Origin of the sequence: Lactiplantibacillus paraplantarum (assembly GCF_003641145.1) — a bacterium.
In the GTDB taxonomy this organism is placed as follows: Bacteria; Bacillota; Bacilli; order Lactobacillales; family Lactobacillaceae; genus Lactiplantibacillus; species Lactiplantibacillus paraplantarum.
This window is the reverse complement of record NZ_CP032744.1, coordinates 2,327,866-2,348,675: the sequence shown is the minus strand read 5'-3', so window position 1 is coordinate 2,348,675 and position 20,810 is coordinate 2,327,866. Positions and strand designations below refer to the sequence as shown.

Sequence of the window (20,810 nt, the reverse complement as noted above, 5' to 3'; positions counted from 1 at the left end):
TGATCATAGGAGGAAAACGATGGGACGATTAACAGTAAATTTAGCCGGTGTCACGTTCAAAAATCCGGTTATGCCGGCTAGTGGTACGGCGGCATATGGTCAACAGATGGCTCAACAGTTGGACCTGAGTGCGCTGGGGGGCTTGGTCATCAAGTCGACCACCGCCGAACCGAAAGCGGGCAACCCACGACCAACGACCGCGGAAACAACCGCGGGGTGGCTCAATGCAATTGGACTCAAGAATCCCGGAATTGACAATGTGCTGGCCGATAAATTACCGTGGTTAGCGACTCATTATCCGGATTTACCGATTATTGGGAGTGTCGCGGGGGCGAGCTTTGATGAATACGTGGCAGTCGCACGAAAAATGGCGGCGGCACCTAACGTCAAATTATTGGAAATCAATATTTCATGTCCAAACGTCGACCATGGCGGCCTAGCCTTTGGAACTGATCCAGCGACGGTAACGGCGTTGACTAAGGCGATTGTTACCGCGGTCGATAAACCAGTTTTCATGAAGCTGACCCCGAATGTCACTGATATTGTCCCAATTGCACTCGCTGCCGAAGCTGGTGGAGCGGCTGGACTGACGATGATTAACACGTTAACGGGTATGGGCATCGATTTAGCCACACGTCAACCGATCTTAGCGCATGGTACGGGCGGTTTATCTGGAAAAGTCATTCATCCACTTGCGGTTCGGATGATCCATGACGTGCGTCAACATACCAAGTTGCCGATTATTGGCGTTGGTGGCGTGTTCACGCCGGCTGATGTGTTGGAATTTTACCTGGCTGGTGCAAATGCTGTTCAAGTTGGGGCCGCAACGTATGGTCACCCGACTGCTTGTACCGACATTATTGCTGGCTTACCGGCGGCGATGGATCAGTACGGGATCACCAGCTTGCAAGCGTTGATTCAGGAGGTCCAAGGATGAAGCGACCAATTATCATTGCGTTAGATTTTCCCACCGCCGAACGGGCCTTAGCTTTTTTAGACCAATTTCCGGCTGATTTACATGTCACTGTCAAAATCGGCATGGAGTTATTTTACGCGGCGGGACCGAGTATTGTGACGGAAGTGCAAGCGCGCGGCCACGCGGTTTTCTTAGACTTGAAACTACATGATATTCCCAATACTGTCGAAGCCGCAATGCGGGTGATTGGGCAGTTAGGGGTAACTTATACGACGGTTCACGCTGCGGGTGGGCACGTGATGCTTTCAGCCGCCAAACGAGGATTGGTCGCAGGCGCAACGGCCGCTGGGGTTACTGCTCCCAAGTTATTAGCGATTACGCAGTTAACTTCGACTAATCAAGCTATTTTGAATCAGGACCAGCAGATCATGGGGACGGTGCGGGCGAGTGTCGTGCATTATGCCAAACTATCACGGGCGAGTGACTGTGATGGCGTCATTTGTTCCGCCCAAGAAGTTCAGGCGATTCATACGGCCGTCGGTGCTGATTTTCTCGGAATTACGCCGGGAATTCGGCCAGCGTCGGCGCAGTCAGATGACCAGCAACGGGTGATGACACCGGCTGCCGCTGCTAAGGCTGGGAGCAACGGTCTCGTCATCGGGCGGCCAATTACGCAGGCCGCTGATCCGGTTCAAGCGTATCGCGATATTATGACAGAATGGAGTAACTAATATGAGTGAAATTGCAGCAACTATCGCCACTGATTTGTTGACGATTAAAGCCGTTACACTACGACCAAACGACCCATTCACCTGGGCCAGTGGCATTAAAAGTCCAATTTATACGGACAATCGGCTGACGATTTCTTATCCGGCGGTTCGTCAACATATTGCGCAGGGCATTGCCGCCATCATCAAACGTGAATACCCGGCGACCGAAGTGATTGCGGGGGTCGCAACGGCTGGCATTCCCCATGCAGCCTGGGTGGCGGAATTGTTAAATCTACCATTGATCTATGTTCGTGCTAAACCTAAGGACCACGGTGCTGGCCGCCAAATCGAAGGGGTGTTAAAGCCCGGTCAAAAAGTTGTCATGCTGGATGATTTGATTTCGACCGGTGGTAGTGTTTTGCAGGCAGCCAAGGCCGTGCAAGCGGCGGGCGGCGATATTCAGGCCGTTGGGGCAATCTTCAGTTACGCTTTAGACGCTGCGACACAAAACTTTGCCGCTGCGTCATTACCACTGTTCAGCTTGTCCAACTATCCTGAATTGATCAAGGTTGCCCGCCAGGCCGATTATATTGATGACGGGGAATTAGCTTCATTGCATACGTGGCGTCAAGATCCGGAACACTGGGGAACGATTGATTAGTATTAATAACTATAACTGAATTGCCAATCAAAATAGTCATGAAAATAATACCAAACGGTAATTATTTTCATGACTATCTTAATTATGGAGTCATATTAATATTGGCATGCGGGTTTGTCTTGGGTGCAATTGATTGTGGTGATCGTTTTTACTGAGAATCGAAAATAATAATTATTAGACGTCTCCGTGGGTAGGTCGGTGATAAAGCACCTATAAACTGCTACCAATCGATTAACGTGATGTGTAAGGCGGTTTGTCACAATCCATGCTAAAGTAGTTAGTATCACGTTAATGGTTGAAATATTTTAAAACATAATCCTTGAGCTGTAGTTAACTACAGGGTGTAACCTGTGACATGTTGTTAAGACAAGATAAAGAAATGAGGAAATGTTTAATGTTAGCAATTTTAGTCGGGTTGGCAATTGGTGTTGGGTTACCTATGCAAACGAGTATTAATTCACGATTGCGCAGCTCAGTGGGGTCACCATTTTTGGCTTCTTTAGCTTCCTTTGCCGTGGGAACGCTATTTTTAGCAATAATTACCTTAATTGATATCCATACCTTAGGTTTTTCAACGGCCTTATTTACGAGTCAGCCAGTTTGGATTTGGCTGGGCGGGTTCTTTGGCGTTATTTATTTAACTGGTAACATCTTGCTATTTCCGAAGTTAGGTAGTGTGCAAACGGTAATTATGCCTGTGCTTGGCCAAATCTTAGCCGGATTGTTGATTGATAATTTTGGGTGGTTTGACTCTCCTAAAAGTGCATTGACGAGCACACGTATTTTAGGCGCTATTTTAGTACTAGCTGGCGTTATTATCACGGTTGCGGCCAAGGGGTGGTTTGATCACCGCCATAATCGAATGGCTGAAACAGCAGAAATGGTAGCCACACCTGTGCAACGAGGCCTCTGGTTTTGGCGAATATTAGGGGTGGTTGCTGGAATGTTTAGCGCGACACAAACGGCCGTTAACGGACATTTAGGACGAGTACTTGGCTCTACGGTTCACGCGGCGTTTATCTCCTTTTTGGTCGGAACCTTGGGCTTGATCGTCGTTGTACTAATCTTGCGGCCACAACTTAAATTGAGTACACCTACCGGAACACGTAATCCCTGGTGGATGTGGGTTGGTGGCATGATTGGGGCGTTGTATGTTTTAGGTAATGTTTACTTAGTTCCAATCGTTGGTACCGGCCTAGCAGTCGTCATTGTTTTAGTTGGGCTAATGGCTGGAAGTTTGATGATTGATCAATTTGGGTGGTTTGCTTCCAAGAAGAATCCAATCGTGGGTACTCAGTTGATGGGGCTACTAGTTATGATTATTGGGGTTGCGTTGATTCGGATTTTCTAAGTAGCCGTCGATGGCTGTAGCTGGTCGTATATTGAATATCGGAGGACTGAAGATGAAAGTATATACCATTGGTGAAGTATCCAAGCAGATGGGACTGTCGGTTGAAGCGATTCGTTACTATGATCGGGAAGGTTTGTTACCATTTGTAAAACGTGATGCTGGTGGACGTCGACAATTTACTGAAGACAATATTCAGCTGATGGCGATGATTATGGATTTAAAGCGCGCGGGTGTGCCCATCAAAGACATTGCCTATTTTGTTTCGTGGCGTCTGGATGGTGACGATTCGTTAGGTGAACGTTATGATTTCTTGAACGAACAAGAGGACGTGCTAGTTGATCAAATTAAGTCACTACAACGTTCTCTAGCGTACCTACGATTTAAAAAGTGGTACTACAAGACGGCGAAAGCAGCCGGTACGGAAAAAATTCACTTTAAGTCGGGGACCAATCAGGTCGCATCAGCAACTTATGCTGAGTATCAACACTTATTGGACTCGGGGCATACGGCCGAAGAACTAGGCAATTAATGGACGTTATAATAAACATCTAACTTACGGGTTAGGTGTTTTTTTAGATGGGTAAATATGCGATAATGAGACTAACTTAATGAGAACGTTTGTTCAGATTAGAGGAGGAATTAGTGGTGAGCCTACAATTTGTATTGGGACCAGCCAAGATGGACCATCGCCGTACCATGGTTACGCAGTTAGTGGCAACCTTGACGGCCAAGCCACATGATCAATTTTTCTATTTGGTACCGAACCATATTAAGTTCGATACTGAAGTTGATGTGTTGAACCGTCTGGCACGGGCTTTTGGACAACCAGACTTGTATGCCCAGACTCAGGTTCAAGTATTTTCATTTACCCGTCTCGCCTGGTACTTGATGAAGAATGAAGCAGCTTATCAAGTGCCACGACTTTCCGCGGCGGGAATTGATATGTTGTTATACCGCATCTTACAACGGCATGCCGACGAACTGCGGTTGTTTGGTGGTGAAATCTCACAAACTGGTTTTGTGACCCAGTTGGCTCGTGAAATTAATGAGTTACAGACCGCTAATTTGCAGCCAGAAGACGTGGTTCAATTGGCAGCGAATGCTCAGGCAGGTGACTTGCAGGCTAAGCTACATGATCTGGCGATCGTTTACAAAGACTTTGTGGCGGCGACTGCGGATAAGTATCTTAAGCCCGCTGATATTCTCGTTCAATTGAATGCTTACCTACGGCATCAAGACTTGCACGGAACGCACGTTTATGTGGAACTCGCTGGCTTTGCTCAATTACCGGCTCAGGAACAGGGGATCATCACGACTATGCTGGAACAGGGCGCGGACGTGACAATCAGTTTGATGCTTGATCATAAAGTTGTGGATCATGCGCCTGAAAACGGGACCTTATTTTATCAATCTGGTCGGCTTTATTATCGGCTTTATCAGTATGCCCGTATTCGTCAGATTCCGGTTAGCCAAGATATTTATGCTGACACGCCGCGCGTGGCTCCCGGCTTAGTGGCTCTCGATGATTTTTGGCGTGGTCAGCCCCAAGCGGCTACCGGTCACGAGGAGCCGAATACGAATGTGCATTTATTCCGGACCGATAGTCGGCAGACTGAATTAGCACAAGTTGGCCGCATGATTCGGGCAATGGTCGCGAAAAAACATGCCGATCCCGCCGACGATTATCATTATCGGGACTTCCTGATTATGACACGGCACTTAGATGCCTACCAAACGATGTTAGCGCCGACTTTTCATGAATTAGAAATACCATACTTTGTGGATTTGCAGCGTTCGATGGCCGACCATCCGTTAGTCGAGTTGATTAACGCGTTGTTTGATATCGACGCGCAGCAGTATCAATATCGTGATGTTATGCGAGTATTGAAAACCGAGCTTTTGATGCCAAATATCAATGGGCAACCGATGGATCGGCAAGCCTACCGCCAAGCAGTAGATCTGACCGAAAACTTTATCCTTAAAAGTGGTTATCACGGCCAGCGGTGGGTACAAAAGGAAGATTGGCAATACTTTCAATTAACCGAGGGTGACGCCGGGGTCGAGACGGATCAAAATGCTAAAATTTCGCGACAAATCAACTTGATTCATCACTTTGTTGCTGAAACGTTACCACCGTTTTTTAAAAAAATGCGGCAAGCACCGGATGGCAAAGCAGCCGTGACATTGCTGGTCAACTTTCTGACAAGCCAGGGCGTTACGGACCAGCTATTAGCTTGGCGCGATCAAGCCTTGGATCGTCAAGATGTCCGGGCAGCTGCCGAGCCTGAGCAGACCTGGCAAACTTTTTGTGGGATGCTAGATGAATACGTGACGATTTTAGGTGCAGAGCCATTTGAAATTACGGACTTTTTGGCACTATTACAAGCGGGTTTTGAAGGTGCCAGTTACTCGCAAATTCCGTCGACGTTGGACCAGGTGTTAATTTCAGAGAGCGGAATGGTTCAAAGTCAGGACCATAAAGTTGTCTTCATGGTTGGGGCAACAGATTTAGTGATGCCTGACCGGATTATGACGAACAACTTATTGAGTGATGTGGATAAAGAAAATTTGCAACCAACGCTCAGTTCGTTAGATGGTGATCACTATTTAAATGATTCAGCTGTCGTTCAGCTTGGTGATGAAAGTTGTCTGAATTATTTGGCCTTTTTAAGTGCACGTCGACACTTGTTTTTCAGTGCCCCCTTAAAAGATGATCAAGAAACAGATTTAAATTGGTCCAACTATGTGCGGCGAATTCAACGTCAGTTCAATTTGCGAGAACATACTTATCTTGGGACGCCTGATCCGACTAATGCCGATGCTCGGCCATTTGTTGGGACTAAGCGCCGGACGATTAGTCATGTGATTCAGGTTTACCGCGATGTGTTAACGACGAATACTGACCGTAATCGTGTTGGCGCACCATTACAACCTGCTCCGGTGTGGGTGTGGTTACGGCAACAATTGACGCGTGACCCCCAATTCGGTGAGCTAGCACGTCAATTGATGGCTGGATTAAGTTATCGCAATCAACCTGTTAAGCTGACACCAGCCAGCGTTGAGGCTTTGTATGGGCATCAAATTTATACGTCAATTTCAAAACTAGAAGAATTTTATCGTAATCAGTACGCTTATTTCTTGAAATATGGGCTCAAACTGCGTGAGCGTGATGTGTTCGAGTTATCAGCTGCTAGTACTGGGGAGTTTTTCCACGCTGTCTTAGATGGGCTCATCAAGGCGTTACGGTCTGATCAAATTCCATTGGCTCAAGCCAGTGATCAACAGTTAGGACAGTATTTAGAGACTGTGACCCGTCAAATCTTAGATCAACCACAGTTTACAATTTTGACGAGTTCTAACCGGATGGCTTACTTGCAACGGCAGTTAATCAACACAGTCCGGCAGATTGCGTTTGCGATTCGCAATCAAAGTAAACTGTCAGCCGCTGAGCCGAAGCAAACCGAGGTCTTATTTGGTAACGTTGGCAAGGAACACGGATTAAAAGCGCTCGATTTTCAAATTGATGCAACGCATAGTGTGCACGTACGGGGGAAGATTGACCGTCTCGACCAAATCCAAGTGGCAGATCAAAGTTACCTGGGAATCGTCGATTATAAGTCATCCCAACATAAATTTGATTTTCAAGAGGCTTACTATGGTCTCGCAATGCAAATGTTAACTTATTTGGATGCTGTGCTGCACAACGAGCAAGCTTTAGTTGGTTCTGATCAAGCTGCGGTTAAATTAGCCGGCGCACTTTACATGCACATTCAAAATCCAACTCTGAAACCAAAAGATATTCAGGGCGGTTTTGAAGCAGCGCTCCTAAAGAAGAATAAGTATAAGGGAATTTTGCTCGATGATCCGCAGCTATTGGAACATTTAGATAGCGAACTACAACAAGGTAACGGGACCTCGAAAGTTTACCCATTCGCACGTAAAAAGGATGGGTCGTATAGTGGGGGGCGTGCAGCTTCACTGGTGACGAATGACCAGTTAGAACGATTATTACAGCATAATAGTCAATTGATTATTGCAGCTGCTGAAGCGATTTTCGCTGGAGAAATTCAACTAAATCCAATTCGGCTGAACGATAAGACAACTGCTTTACAGTATTCGCCGTATCTATCAATTATGCAGTTTGATGCAATGTTGGCAGAAAATGCTTATCGGGATCTACCGCCATTATCAGCCAAACAGGTTCTTGATTTACTGAAGACACAGAAAGGTGGAGAAAACCATGAGTGAGGGTACAAACTATACACCTAGCCAGCAAGCTGTTATCGCACAGCAGGGAAATAACTTGTTAGTTTCAGCTTCGGCTGGTTCTGGAAAGACGACCGTATTGATCGAACGTATTATGCGCAAGATACTGGCCGGCACGAATATTGACCAGTTACTCGTGGTGACGTTTACAAACTTAGCTGCCAAGCATATGAAACAAAAGCTGGAATCGCAAATCAATAAGCGAATCTCACAGTTAATGACGGACAATCCGGCGCAAACCACGGCGTCACCAGCGATTCGGCAATTACGGCAGCAATTAAATTTGCTCGGGGTAGCCAACATTAGTACGTTGGATGCTTTTTGTCTCCGCGTGATTCAGCGTTATTACTACGTTATTGATTTGGATCCTGTTTTTCGCCTATTGACGGACAACACTGAGGGGTTACTCATTCGTGATCAGGTTTGGGACAGTGTTCGTGAACAATTATATGATGAAGATGGTACGTTATTTGACTTATTAACAGCGAATTTTTCTAATGATCGAAGTGATGATGGTCTCAGTCGATTGATTTTTCGGTTATTTGATTTTGCCCAGTCGACCCCGAATCCGGAAGGCTGGCTGAGCAAGTTACCAGAACCTTATCAGGTGGATGAGGAAGCGTTAACGGCCAGTGCCTTTTATCAACAACAATTATTACCATTGCTCATTAATGAAGTCGATGGGATGCAAATGAAATTACGACAGGCGCAAAAAGTTGCGACGGATGCTGACTTAGTCCCGAAAACGCTTGAGGTACTCGCTACAGCACAAAAAACGCTGACGACGCTCCGTGAACAATTGGCAACGGCAAGTTGGAATGAGTTACGTACTCAAGTCGCCACTTTCAAGATTGGAGCTCTCAAAAAAACTTATAAGGACGAGCCGGAGAAGACTGCGCGGGCCAAAACTATGGGCACATTTGTTGACGGTGTCAAGAAACAAATGGCCACCCTCAGCGAGACCTATTTTGCGGCCGATGAGCAGCAAGTCTTAGATATTATGGTGGGGGCAAAGTCAATTGTGGCTGAGCTAGTGGATGCGACCAAGCAGTTTAGGACGGCTTTTGCAGCTGAAAAACGGCGGCGACACGTCCTAGACTTTTCGGATTTGGAACACCTAACGTTGCAAATCTTAACGAGTGACAATGAAAGTGGTCAGGCAGCTTTGGCGCAGTTACGGGCCCAATTTGAAGAAGTTATGGTTGATGAATATCAAGATATTAACTCTTTGCAAGAAAGTATTTTGCAGTTGTTGGCGCGTGACCAGCCAGGAAATATGTTCATGGTGGGAGACGTCAAACAGTCGATTTACCAGTTCCGATTAGCTGATCCGTTATTATTTTTGCACAAGTATCACGATTTTGGGACGAATCCCGAACACGGGGAACGGATCGTATTAGCTGAAAACTTCCGGTCGGTGGCGAATGTCGATCATTTGACTAACCTAATCTTTAGTCAGCTGATGGACGCGCCGGTCGGGCAAATTGATTATGATGAAGCGGCTTACCTCAAGTATGGGCCCAAGGATTATCCGGCCGATATGCCACAAACGACGAATCTATTACTTTACCAGACGGAAACTGACAAGTCGACAGAAGATGTCTCCACGGATGAAACCAATTTTTCAATTGATGATCCTGCCGTCGGGAGTATCACGATGGTCGCCCAAAAGATTTTGGCACTTAAGGCCCAAGATAAGCCAATCTATGAACGTGCTAATGGGGAATACCGGCCGTTTCGTTACAGTGACGTGGCGTTACTAGTACCAACACGTAATCATAATTTAACAATTATTGATGTTTTCAAGCGGTATCACATTCCCGTTGTGGTCAATGATGCCCAGAATTATTTCCAAACCACTGAGATTCGGATCATGATGGCACTACTCAGTATTATCGATAACCCATATCAAGATATTCCGTTAGTGGCGGTTCTACGCTCGCCAATTGTCGGATTAGACGAAAATCAATTAGTTTATTTGCGTATCCAGAATAAAACGAGTGATTATTTTCAAGCCGTCCAGGACTTTTATCATAATTATCCAACTGGTCCGGCGACTGAATATGGTGATCAAGTTTATGCTAAAATCGAGACCTTCTTGACACAATTGACTGAATTTCGAGATCTGGCACGACGTAATCAAATCGTAACCCTGATTTGGCAAATCTATGAAAGAACTGGCTTTTTAGACTACGTTGGCGGAATGCCAGCTGGTAAACAGCGTCAGGCTAATCTCCACGCTTTATATGAACGTGCTTATACGTATGAGCAGGGCAGTTTTAAGGGCTTATTTCAGTTCGTTCGTTTTATTCGCCGGATGCAGGAAAAGGACCAGGACTTGGCAGCTGCCGTGGCCGAGACTGATGCGGAAGCGGTCAACGTAATGACGATTCATGGTAGCAAGGGGCTTGAATACCCCGTGATTTTCGTGATGGATATGGATAAGCAGTTCAATCAGACTGATACGCGCTCGAGCGCGCTATTGGACCGAGAAGCGGGGATTGGGATTACTTATTTGGACCCAGAAACGCGTGTGAAGTACCCGACCTTGCCACAAGTTGTGACTAAGCAGGTAGTCAGCAAGAAGATGCGAGCCGAAGAGATGCGGAAACTATATGTGGCGATTACGCGAGCTCAGCAACAGCTCTATTTGGTTGGAACGATCAAGGATATTGATACCGCGACCGAAAAATGGCGGCAAGCCTTTGCTAGCGACGGGCGCGTTTTGAGTGCTCAGGCACGAATTGCGGCGACTAATCAATTAGATTGGGTCGGTATGGCCGTGATGCGGCATCCGGCCATGAAGGCATATTGGGGAGATGAATGGCCCAATTACGAATTGACGGATGATCCGACCAAGCTAGCCATTGAATTGGGAGATGCCACCACCGTTCTGGCGGAGCAAAGTGAAGCGGTAACGGGTACTCAACCTGATGCGCTTGAACTAGTTGAACAGCAAGTCACCATCGATGTTGATCAAGTAACGCGTGATTATCTGACCACGATACTGAATTTTCATTATCCACACCAGGCTTCCACGACGACGACGGCATACCAATCGGTATCAGAAGTAAAACGAATCTTTGAAGATCCGGATACCCCGCTGATGAATGCGAACCCGACTGTTAGTCAGCGGCGTTCACGACCGACATCCCGGTTTGTGACTGGGTCACTGGAATTGCCACAATTTTTACAAACTACGCAGGCGCCAACCAGTGCGGAAGTTGGGAGTGCGACCCACTTAGTTTTAGAACAACTTGATTTGACCAAACCGGTCAATGAAACGACGGTTCAAAGTACGATTGATGGGTTAGTGGCTAACCGGGTCTTAACGACCAATGTCGCGAAATTGATTGCAGTTGACACCATCGTGGCTTTTTACCAGAGTGAGCTGGGCAGCCAAATTTTGGATAATCCGGCGAAGGTGCACCGCGAAGTGCCATTCTCGTTACTGATTCCAGCACGTCAGATTTTCGATGTTGATGAACATGAAACGGGAAAAGTCCTGATTCATGGAATTATTGACGGCTATTTAGAAACGGATGATGGGTTAACCTTGTTTGATTATAAGACGGACCACGTCAAGCAGCCTGAAGATTTGAAGACGCGCTACGCTGGTCAAGTTAAATTATATGCAGCAGCGCTAGCGTCGATGTATCCAGGAAAGGTGACTAAACAGTATTTGTACTCACTGCCACAACAGGTGTTTGTGCCAGTTAATTAAGCTTGACTGTCAGGTGGTGTCTACAAAGTTGGAAAAAGCACGCCAGAATAATCTGGCGTGCTTTTTGTTGAGTTTGGTCTTAATTAAAGCGTTCGTGATGTTTAAAACTGAATAGTGAGGGCCACGTGGCTGACAAATATTAGTGTAGTAGTAATTGATAGGCATTTCATTGGTCAGTTTCGTCGTGATCCATGTAGACAACACCGCGGTAATCGAATCCAGCCTTGGTAATAATGTGTTGCATCCGCTGATTTAACGAATGTGTATCAATGCGGAGTTGCCGAAAACCAAGTTGGTAACTCATGGTGATGAGATTACTAAAGAAAAAGTCAGTTAGGTGTTGTCCGTGGTAGCCACTGGCAATGGCGATTCGATGTATTGAGGTATAACGTTGGTTCTTGGTAGGTGCCCAGCTGCCAGCATAAATAGTGGCGTAATTGGGGTCAGGCGTTGTTAACAGTGCGGCCGTTCCAGCAATCTGATCATCGACGATGAGTACCCAGGCAATTTTAGCATCAATATCAGCTTGAATATCAGCAGCTAATGGATAACCGTCTTGCCACTGGGGAATCTGGTCGGCAGCCAAAGCTTGTTTGCCTTGCTCGATAATGGCCATCATGGCTGGCAAATCGGCACTAGTGGCCTGACGAATGTATTTTGACATAAATTATCACTACTCTCATTTAGATGCTCATATTATAAGCTAATTCTGTAAACTGGACAAATCAGGAGCAGAATGATACTTTTTTGAACTGGTAAGTTTTATAATGAAACTTAACTAAAGGACAGGAGTGACCCAGATGAAAATCTTTGTGATTGGCGCCCACGGGCAAATTGGCAAGAAAATTGTTTCCAAGTTAGTGGCTCAAGGTGACCAGGTGTACGCAGGTATTCGCCAACCAGAACAGGCCGAAGCTTTCGAAGATGCTGGTGCCCAACCAGTACAATTTAACTTAATGGCTCAGCCTAAAGATTTAGCGTTAGCTTTTAATGGTATGGACGCGATTGTGTTTGCAGCGGGATCTGGCGGTCAAACGGGTTATGATATGACTTTGATGATTGATCTGGATGGGGCTGTCAAATCAATGCAAGCAGCTGAAATTGCGGGTGTTAAGCGGTATGTGATTATTAGCGCTGAATTCACACCGGATCGGAGTCGGTGGCCACGAGCATTACAACCGTACTATGTGGCGAAGTATTATGCGGATGAATGGCTAAAGACTAGAACGCAATTGGATTACACCATTTTGCAACCAGGTACGCTGATTAATGATGCCGGTACTGGCAAAGTAACCGTTAACCCTGACGTTGGCGGTGAGATTACGCGTGATGATGTCGCAACTTTTACAGTTCAAACGTTACACACCCCTGCAACGGTCGGTAAAACCATTGCGCTGATCAATGGCGATACCCCAATCTCGAAGGCTGTTCAACAAGCTTAATCTGAGGTTGAGACGGGTTAGCAATCAGGATAGGTTACTAAAAACTTGTCTGTTTAATGACCTGAATTTGGCAACCTAACTTGACGGACAGCCGTTATAAAAGCCACCGTGTGAGCTTATCATATTGATAAACTTACACGGTGGCTTTTTAGGTGCTGGCTAGTATGCGTGCCAATCGACGGATTGAAAAGCAGCGGTTAGTCGTTGGATCAGGTCGGCTTGGGTTGGACTAAACGTCATTGAGTGGCGGTATGCAACGCCGACATTGAACGTGGGCGCTTGCGCGTCAGTTAGGGGGAGCCGGTGTAATCCCGCCGGTAATTGGACGGCGTTACTCAATAAAGCAATGCCCACGTGCTGACGAACCATGTTTAAGATACTACCGATTTCGTTGGATTCGAAGACAATCGTTGGCCGAACATGATTTTGATGACTGAGTTGACGAAATGCCTGGCGGTGGACAAAGTTATCTTTGAGAGCTACAAAACGCTGATGACGTAACGATCTGAATTGAAGTTGTGAGTGGGTTGCTAGTGGATCGTCAGTTGGTACAACAATACTGAATGACTGGGTGTCAAACGTCGTGAGTTGAATAGTCGTATCCGTGAATTCATTGAGGTAAGCAAATACGGCTAAGTCTAATTGTCCGTTTTTTAATCCTTTGAGCGCCGCGAGCGAACCTTGACTGATAGGTTGAATCTGGCTGAATAAAGCCTGTGGTAATTGACTTGCAATCCGGGGAAAGTAGTTGATTTCAATGATTGGTGGCATCCCGATGACAAGTTGATCGGTTGTGGTGTGGGCAACTTCTTGGCACATCAGTTGGTGCTCTAATAGGATCTGACTGGCGTGTCGTTGGACTTGAATCCCGGTCGTGGTGAGTGCCACCGGTAAGTGGGGATTAGCCCGAATTAGTAATTGTGTTTTCAATTCGGTCTCCAATCGCCGAATAGCAGCCGAAATGGTCGGTTGGCTAACGTGAAATTGGGCTGCAACTAATGAAAAATTTTTGAGCTGAGTTAACGAAACATAATATTGCAAATCTTTAATATTCATCTTAAAGTCCTTATTTAATTGATACTTAATTGTTAGTATTATGATTTATTATTATAACATGGTTATTTGACTATGGTAATCGTTGTGGCTATTGTAAGGCTATTAAGAGAGAAGGGAACGTTGCACATGTTTACGTTCGGAGAGTTAATCGTTATTTTAGTCGTTGTTGGGATTGTTGCGGGGATTGTTAGCACTGCAGCTGGGTTAGCGTCGCTGGTTTCGTACCCGGTCTTACTAGCGCTGGGATTGCCGCCCGTTACGGCTAATGTTACTAACACCGTTGGCTTAGTCTTTACTAGCTTTGGGGCCGTGCCGGCCTCACGCCGGGAACTACGGGGGCATGGTCAGGAATTGAAGACGCTCATTCCACTGACCTTAGTTGGGAGTATTGTTGGGGCAATTCTGTTATTTATTATCCCGGCAGCGACCTTTGCGAAGGTCGTCCCATTTTTTATTTTGATTGCGGGAATTTTAGTGCTGATTCCTCGTCATATTCATGTTAAACAGCCCGGTGAAATTGTTGTGACACCTAAATGGATGACGGCTTTAGCTTGGTTGGGCATCTTTTTAGTCGGGGCTTATACGGGTTATTTTGGTGCTGCGGGTGGTGTCTTGATGTTGTCGATCCTGTCTTTTACGAGTGCTGCACCGTTTGTCGTCTATAATGCTCAGAAAAATCTGGCGTTGGGATTAGCCAATATTGTTTCAGCCGTCGTGTATGGCCTGCAAACGCCAATTCAGTGGCGCTATGTATTACCTTTAGGCATTGGTTTTCTAATTGGTGGTAGCTTAGGACCACGAATTGTGCGCCACTTACCTGCCAGATTACTTAAAATTGTGATTGGAATCGGGGCATTGGGACTGGCGGCCAGTTTGTTTAAATCGGCTTATGGATTGTGAGTGAAAATGAAGTTAGTGGGGACAAATTCAATAGCAATGTTAAGGCTGGTAAACTTACTGACGTTACTATCTTGAAATTAAGTCATCGAGACTAGATCAACGTTTGGACTGATGCGATTAGGCAAAGCTACAGGTAACCTGAAATGGGGAGGCCTTGACCCGGTTGGCTGATTCCTGATGATTGAACAAAAAAGACTTTCAAGCCGTGCCTTGAAAGTCTTTTTGACTATTCCAATGAGAACTTTAATCGTGATGGCGTGAACGTGTCCCTAAAAAGTAAGCACCAACGGCTAACAGAATCAGTAAGCTGATAATGCCAAAGCCGCCACCCATCCACATCAAGGGCATACCGCCAGTAAAAGCCCAACCGCACATCATGGTCACCACTTTCCTAATTATTTTAGTTTCAGTATACGCGCTTTTGCTAGGTACTACCAACCATTCTGCATTACTTTAAGCTGTTGAGTAGTTGACTTTGTTCATTGGTGGTTAACGGTAAAATTGGTAGACGCGTGCTTCCGACTAACCAGTGTCGGGCGTTCAACGCCGCTTTAACGGGTGCCGGTGAGGGTTGTGTGAATAGTGCTGCCATCTTCGGCATTAAACGTCGTTGAATTTGCCCCGCCTGGGTGATGTCGCCGTGGTTCAAGGCGCGGCGCATCGTTGCCATTTCATTTCCAAATAAATGACTTGACACTGAAATCGTTCCCTGACCACCAAAGACGAGGGTGGTCAAGCTCTGAGCATCTTCGCCCGTGTAAACGAGGAAATCTTTAGGCGCCTTTTCAATAATTGCGGCCAGTTCTTCATCGGAACCACATTGTTTGATCCCAATAATGTTGGGGTTATGGGCCAAAGTCAGAATCGTCGTGACCGTCATCTTAACGCCTACGCGACCGGGAATATTATAAATTATAATGGGCAAGTCTGATTTTTCGGCAATGGCTGTAAAATGCGCCATCATCCCGGTTTGGTTGGGTTTGTTATAGGGTGGGACAACGACGAGGGCGGCATCGATGCCCTCGATTTGACTGACAATGTGGGTGAAATGAATTGTGGCGGCAGTGTCATTGGTCCCCGTATTAGCGATGATTGGAACTCGCCCAGCAACGATCCTAACTGTCTGCGTGTATAAATCTCGTTTTTCAGCGATGCTCAACGTGGGACCTTCGCCAGTCGTGCCCCCGACTAATAAGCAGTCCGTGCCAGTTGCAAGTAAGTGTTCGATCAGTTGCTCTAAGCGGCGGAAATCAACGTGTTGTTGGTCATCAAATGGCGTGACCATGGCGGTAATCAGGTGTGCGGATGCTAAATTCATGTGACTAATCCTCCTGTGTGGTAGTTTGGGCGCGCCATAAGGCTAAACGATTTAGCCCTTCGCGTAGTGCCGATTGACTGGCTGCATAACTTATTCGGAACCAACCCTCGCCACTCGTACCGAATGCTGAGCCAGGAACGACAGCAACTTGGGCTTCGTGTGCGAGTCGGGTCGCAAAGTCCCAGCTGGTGCCTTGGAAATCCTGTGGTAGTTGGACAAAGATATAGAATGCGCCCGTCGGATAAATATAATTGAATCCAATTTCACTCAGACGCTTGACGACGTAATCGCGGCGTGCTTGATAGACGTTACGCATTTCTGGGCCATCATCCAGACCATGGGTAAGTGCTTCGATACCAGCGGCTTGGGTGATGGAACTCGTTGAAGTAACGAGGTACTGGTGGGTCTTCTTCATCTCGGTAATCAAGTTACTTGGGGCCATGATGAATCCCAGTCGCCAACCAGTCATGGCATGCGATTTGGAGAGGCCATTGATTGTGATCGTTTTGCTTGGATATAGTGTGGCAAAAGCAGTATGAGGCTGTTCATAAGTTAGTTCACTGTAAATCTCATCGCTAATAACGTAGATTCCAGCGGTAGCAATGACGGCTTGCAAAGCCCGTAATTCATCATCAGTGTACGTGACGCCGGTGGGGTTGGTCGGGTAGTTTAAAATTAAGGCCTTGACGTGGTCGCGACGGTGATCATCTAGCGCAGCTTGTAACGCACTGGATGTTAATTTATAACCCGTTGCGGTTGTGTCAATGGGGGCTAATTGTGCGTTTGCGATGTCAACGACGGGTTGATAGCTCGTGTAGGCTGGTGTTGGCAATAAGACGGTATCGCCAGGATTAAGTAAAGTGAGCAGGGTCGTTGCCACGGCCTCACTAGCTCCGACTGTTGCAATGATCTGTTCAGGTGCATAGGTGAGTTGATATTTCTGTTGAAAGTAGTGACTCGCAGCATCTTGCAAAGCGGCAAAGCCCATTAGTGGCGAGTAGTGTGTCCAATCATTATGAATCGCTTGAATTGCCGCTTTTTTAACGTGACTTGGGGTGGGTAAGTCAGGTTCACCGACCGTTAATCTGATAATATCGGGAATTTGACTGATTGCTTCATCGAAGCGTCGGATGCCAGAGACTTGAATTTGTTGGATCCGAATATTTGTATTCATCATTAGGACCTTCCTCTCAACGTGATTACCGTTTATAATAAACAACAATCGTCCGGTTAGAAATAGACAATTTTGATAAAAATGAAAGGACAGTTGTGTGATGCCATTAAATCGTCAGTCAACGACACCGTTATATATTCAGTTATACCAGCAGATGCGTGATGACTATGATGCTACTCAAGCCAACCACCAGTTATGGTCGATTCGTAAAATGGCACAAAATTTGGGAGTTTCCAAGACTACTGTCGAACAAGCTTACGATCAGTTGCTAGCGGAGGGCTATGTGTATACCGTTCCCGGGAGTGGCTACTTTTATCGCGATCGGACACACTGGCCAGCAGCTAAACAGACGCTGGAGACTGTGCCACAGCCCACTAAATCCAGGGCGTTCACTTATGATTTTCGGTATGGTGTGACTCAGTTGTTATCGCCAAGTTGGAACGCTTGGAAACGGGCTGTCCGACTAGCGTTGCGTCAGACTGAGCAGCAACCAACGGCCGTTTATCCGGATGCGCAGGGCTTACCGGCTTTACGTGAAAACTTGGTTCGATTTTTGAAAACGACTCGTGGTGTGCGGTGCACAGCGGACCAAATTGTTATCACGAGTGGGGCTAAGGCAGGTCTCAGTATTCTACTTAGTATCTTGCCACGCGGAACGGTCGGGATTGAGAATCCGGGCTACCGCGGTTTATCCGAATTGGCGGCTAGTTATGGACAGACGGCGGTCCCCATCAGAGTGACGGAAGATGGGCTCGATTTGACACAAGTTCGTGAGCGCAATCCCCAGATCATTTATACGACCCCTGGCCATCAATTTCCATTAGGGGTCGTCTTGCCCATCGAGAAACGATTAGCGTTGTTACAATGGGCGGGTACTCAACATCTCATCATTGAGGATGATTATGATAGTGAATACCGATACAGTGCGCACCCATTACCCGCGCTACAGTCGTTAGCAACGGCTAATCAGGTGGCTTATTTGGGGACGTTTTCGCGGGGAATTGATCCGACATTACGGATGGGTTATTTAGTCTTACCACCACAACTGGTAGCAATTTATCATCAACAGTATCAATATCGGGCTGAAATGGTGGCCGGCCTGTTACAACAAGCAATGGCTAATTATTTTGAAGATGGGGCGTATTATCGGCACCTTAGTCGAAACCGAGCTGCTAATCGACAAAAGTATCGGGTACTTTGTCAACAGTTAGCGCAAACTAAGCGGATCCGGCCGATTGCAACCGGCGCGGGGGTGCACTTAGTTGTTCAGATTCCAGGCATTGCACAGGCCAAATTATTAGGAGCCCTAGAACAGCAACAGGTTCGGATTTATCCGCTTAATTCCAATTGGCGCGACATGCCCACGGCGGACTATTACTTGTTAGGGTTTGCCGGGCTGACACTGTCAGCGTTGACGACCGGTGTCAAACGGTTGATTCAAGTTTGTGAACAACTGGTAGGGTAGGCGTTTATAAGCAGAATGGGTGCTGTTAAGGATTATTGCGACGCTAGTTAAGCTAATCCGCAGGCGCAATCTCGAAGGTCAAAATAAACGTGTATTGCTGACGGACAGCAACCCATCCAATTGTTAAAGCGATATAAAAAGGACCAGTTATCAACACGTTGTTAGTCAAGTGTTGGTAACTGATCCTTTTAATTAAGCAATTTAAGTGACTACGTTAGGACGGCTAGTTGCGGTAGACCCACCGGTGACCATCTTTACGTAATAATTCATCGGCCGCATCTGGTCCCATCGTACCAGGGCGGTAGTTTGGAAATTCAGGTTGGTGCTCATCCCAGTACTGCTGAATCACATCGACAAACTTCCACGAGTCGGCAACTTCTTGCCAGTGAGTAAAGTTAGTTGCATCACCATTCAAGGCATCGTGAAGTAAGCGTTCGTAAGCTTCGGGACTACCGGCCGTAGCTTCGGCATCATGTGAATAGTTCAACTTAACGGGGGTGGTTGCGAACCCTTGACCGATTGCTTTGGCATTCATGCGGAGCTCGAAGCCTTCAGTTGGCTCAACGTTGATCGTCAAGATGTTAGGATCGAGACTCGTTGCTGCGTCATCATTAGCACGGACGTCATCGTGATTAAAGATATTTACAACTGGTCGTTTGAAGACCACGTCGATCCGTGTAAATTTATCGGCTAAACGTTTTCCAGTACGAATGTAGAATGGTACCCCGGACCAACGATAATTATCAATCATAACTTTACCGGCCACGAAGGTATCGGTATTTGAATCAGGTGAGATCTTATCCTCATCGCGATAAGCCTTGGCGCCATCATCACCCGCACCATATTGGCCGCGAACAAAGTTAGTCGCAACTTCTTCAGGTTTAAGTGGTCGTAAGCTTCGTAACGCCTTGACCTTTTCGACATCAATATCATTTTCAGTGAATTCAACGGGTTGATCCATCGTTAGGAGACTCAAAATTTGTAAGATATGGTTTTGCACCATGTCCCGCAAAGCGCCACTGTTGTCGTAATAAACGGCCCGTTCTTCGACACCCAGTTTTTCACTTAATGTGATCTGAATATTGTCGATGTAGCGATTGTTCCATAATGATTCCCAAATATTATTGCCAAACCGAATGGCCGTGATATTTTGAATCATTTCCTTACCTAGGTAATGGTCAATCCGATAGATTTGATTTTCGTTAAAGGTTGCTGTTAATTGATCATTTAGCTCCTTGGCACTTTCAAAATCATGACCAAATGGCTTTTCGATGATGACCCGGTTAAAGCCATTATCAGTCAAAATGTTTTCGGAACGTAAATGTTGTGCAATTGTACCAAAGAAATTTGGTGCCATTGCTAAGTAGAAAATCCGGTTGCCTTGTAGACCATATTGAGCGTCCAACTTTTCAGATAACTTTTTCAAAGTTCGATAATGTTCAGCGTCAGTCACATCATGCGATTGGTAATAGAAATGGCTCGCAAACTGTTCAACGGTTTCCTGATCAGCATTGAGATCAGCCAATGAGTCACTAATGACTTCGTGATAATGATCATCAGTCCAAGGACGCCGAGCCGTACCAATAACGGCAAAGTGATCTTTAAGATAGCCCTTTTGATAGAGCTTAAATAGTGACGGGTACAGTTTACGCTGGGCGAGGTCACCGGTACCGCCAAAGATGGTGAATAAGGCAATTTTTTCGTTACTCATCAATTTCACTTCTTTACTAAGAATATTTTAAACCAGGTACTTGTTCGTAATCGTTAATTAGCATTAAACTACCATTACTAATATTAAGCTATTCATCGTAATGGTCAATTATAAAG

The 20,810-nt window shown here is 46.2% G+C and carries 16 protein-coding genes; 10 read left to right on the top strand and 6 right to left on the bottom strand.

The features are described from left to right. Window positions 1-19 precede the first annotated feature (19 nt). The 7 genes from LP667_RS11660 (at window position 20) to addA (ending at window position 11,628) form a co-directional block, all read left to right on the top strand. Window positions 20-937 (top strand): dihydroorotate dehydrogenase, encoded by a 918-nt coding sequence (locus tag LP667_RS11660; RefSeq protein WP_021731628.1) that lies wholly within the window; start codon window positions 20-22, stop codon window positions 935-937. Beyond that, window positions 934-1,647 (top strand): orotidine-5'-phosphate decarboxylase, encoded by a 714-nt coding sequence (gene pyrF, locus LP667_RS11655; RefSeq protein ID WP_021731627.1) that lies wholly within the window; start codon window positions 934-936, stop codon window positions 1,645-1,647. Before LP667_RS11660 ends, pyrF begins: the two co-directional genes overlap by 4 nt. A 1-nt stretch (window position 1,648) precedes the next feature. Then, on the top strand, window positions 1,649-2,287 hold the full coding sequence (gene pyrE, locus LP667_RS11650) for an orotate phosphoribosyltransferase (RefSeq protein WP_021731626.1): 639 nt from the start codon (window positions 1,649-1,651) through the stop codon (window positions 2,285-2,287). Between the two features lie 394 nt (window positions 2,288-2,681). After that, window positions 2,682-3,638 (top strand): DMT family transporter, encoded by a 957-nt coding sequence (locus tag LP667_RS11645; RefSeq protein ID WP_021731625.1) that lies wholly within the window; start codon window positions 2,682-2,684, stop codon window positions 3,636-3,638. A 52-nt stretch (window positions 3,639-3,690) separates the two neighbouring features. Then, the gene (locus tag LP667_RS11640) at window positions 3,691-4,167 is read left to right on the top strand and encodes a MerR family transcriptional regulator (protein WP_021731624.1); all 477 of its coding nucleotides are present in this window, start codon (window positions 3,691-3,693) and stop codon (window positions 4,165-4,167) included. A 116-nt stretch (window positions 4,168-4,283) separates the two neighbouring features. Beyond that, window positions 4,284-7,886 (top strand): PD-(D/E)XK nuclease family protein, encoded by a 3,603-nt coding sequence (locus tag LP667_RS11635; protein WP_021731623.1) that lies wholly within the window; start codon window positions 4,284-4,286, stop codon window positions 7,884-7,886. Continuing rightward, window positions 7,879-11,628 carry a helicase-exonuclease AddAB subunit AddA gene (gene addA / locus LP667_RS11630; RefSeq protein WP_056988511.1) on the top strand — a complete coding sequence of 1,250 codons (3,750 nt, stop codon included), beginning with the start codon at window positions 7,879-7,881 and terminating at the stop codon, window positions 11,626-11,628. Before LP667_RS11635 ends, addA begins: the two co-directional genes overlap by 8 nt. Before the next feature lie 166 nt (window positions 11,629-11,794). Here addA and LP667_RS11625 read toward each other — a convergent pair whose 3' ends face one another. Next, entirely contained in the window at window positions 11,795-12,292 is a 498-nt protein-coding gene (locus LP667_RS11625) for a GNAT family N-acetyltransferase (RefSeq protein ID WP_056988512.1), read from the bottom strand. 136 nt (window positions 12,293-12,428) lie between these two features. Here LP667_RS11625 and LP667_RS11620 point away from each other — a divergent pair, with 136 nt between their 5' ends. Next, on the top strand, window positions 12,429-13,070 hold the full coding sequence (locus LP667_RS11620; protein WP_021731620.1) for an SDR family oxidoreductase: 642 nt from the start codon (window positions 12,429-12,431) through the stop codon (window positions 13,068-13,070). A 159-nt stretch (window positions 13,071-13,229) separates the two neighbouring features. Here LP667_RS11620 and LP667_RS11615 read toward each other — a convergent pair whose 3' ends face one another. Beyond that, window positions 13,230-14,126, bottom strand: a complete 897-nt coding sequence (locus LP667_RS11615) for a LysR family transcriptional regulator (protein WP_021730591.1) — start codon at window positions 14,124-14,126, stop codon at window positions 13,230-13,232. A 126-nt stretch (window positions 14,127-14,252) separates the two neighbouring features. Between LP667_RS11615 and LP667_RS11610 the strand changes: the two genes are divergently transcribed. Next, window positions 14,253-15,026, top strand: coding sequence for a sulfite exporter TauE/SafE family protein (locus LP667_RS11610; protein WP_021730590.1), 774 nt, complete (start codon window positions 14,253-14,255; stop codon window positions 15,024-15,026). A gap of 243 nt (window positions 15,027-15,269) precedes the next feature. Here the strand turns inward: LP667_RS11610 and LP667_RS17275 are convergent, their stop codons facing one another. The 3 genes from LP667_RS17275 to LP667_RS11595 form a co-directional block, all read right to left on the bottom strand. Continuing rightward, window positions 15,270-15,404 carry a hypothetical protein gene (locus LP667_RS17275; RefSeq protein ID WP_021730589.1) on the bottom strand — a complete coding sequence of 45 codons (135 nt, stop codon included), beginning with the start codon at window positions 15,402-15,404 and terminating at the stop codon, window positions 15,270-15,272. Between the two features lie 70 nt (window positions 15,405-15,474). Further along, the gene (gene dapA, locus LP667_RS11600) at window positions 15,475-16,344 is read right to left on the bottom strand and encodes a 4-hydroxy-tetrahydrodipicolinate synthase (RefSeq protein ID WP_021730588.1); all 870 of its coding nucleotides are present in this window, start codon (window positions 16,342-16,344) and stop codon (window positions 15,475-15,477) included. Window positions 16,345-16,348: 4 nt separating this feature from the next. Then, window positions 16,349-17,521, bottom strand: a complete 1,173-nt coding sequence (locus LP667_RS11595; RefSeq protein WP_021730587.1) for an aminotransferase class I/II-fold pyridoxal phosphate-dependent enzyme — start codon at window positions 17,519-17,521, stop codon at window positions 16,349-16,351. A gap of 97 nt (window positions 17,522-17,618) precedes the next feature. Here LP667_RS11595 and pdxR point away from each other — a divergent pair, with 97 nt between their 5' ends. After that, window positions 17,619-18,983, top strand: a complete 1,365-nt coding sequence (gene pdxR, locus LP667_RS11590) for a MocR-like pyridoxine biosynthesis transcription factor PdxR (RefSeq protein WP_021730586.1) — start codon at window positions 17,619-17,621, stop codon at window positions 18,981-18,983. A 223-nt stretch (window positions 18,984-19,206) separates the two neighbouring features. On the opposite strand, the gene zwf is transcribed toward pdxR, so the two are convergent. After that, entirely contained in the window at window positions 19,207-20,694 is a 1,488-nt protein-coding gene (gene zwf, locus LP667_RS11580; RefSeq protein ID WP_021730585.1) for a glucose-6-phosphate dehydrogenase, read from the bottom strand. Window positions 20,695-20,810 lie beyond the last annotated feature (116 nt).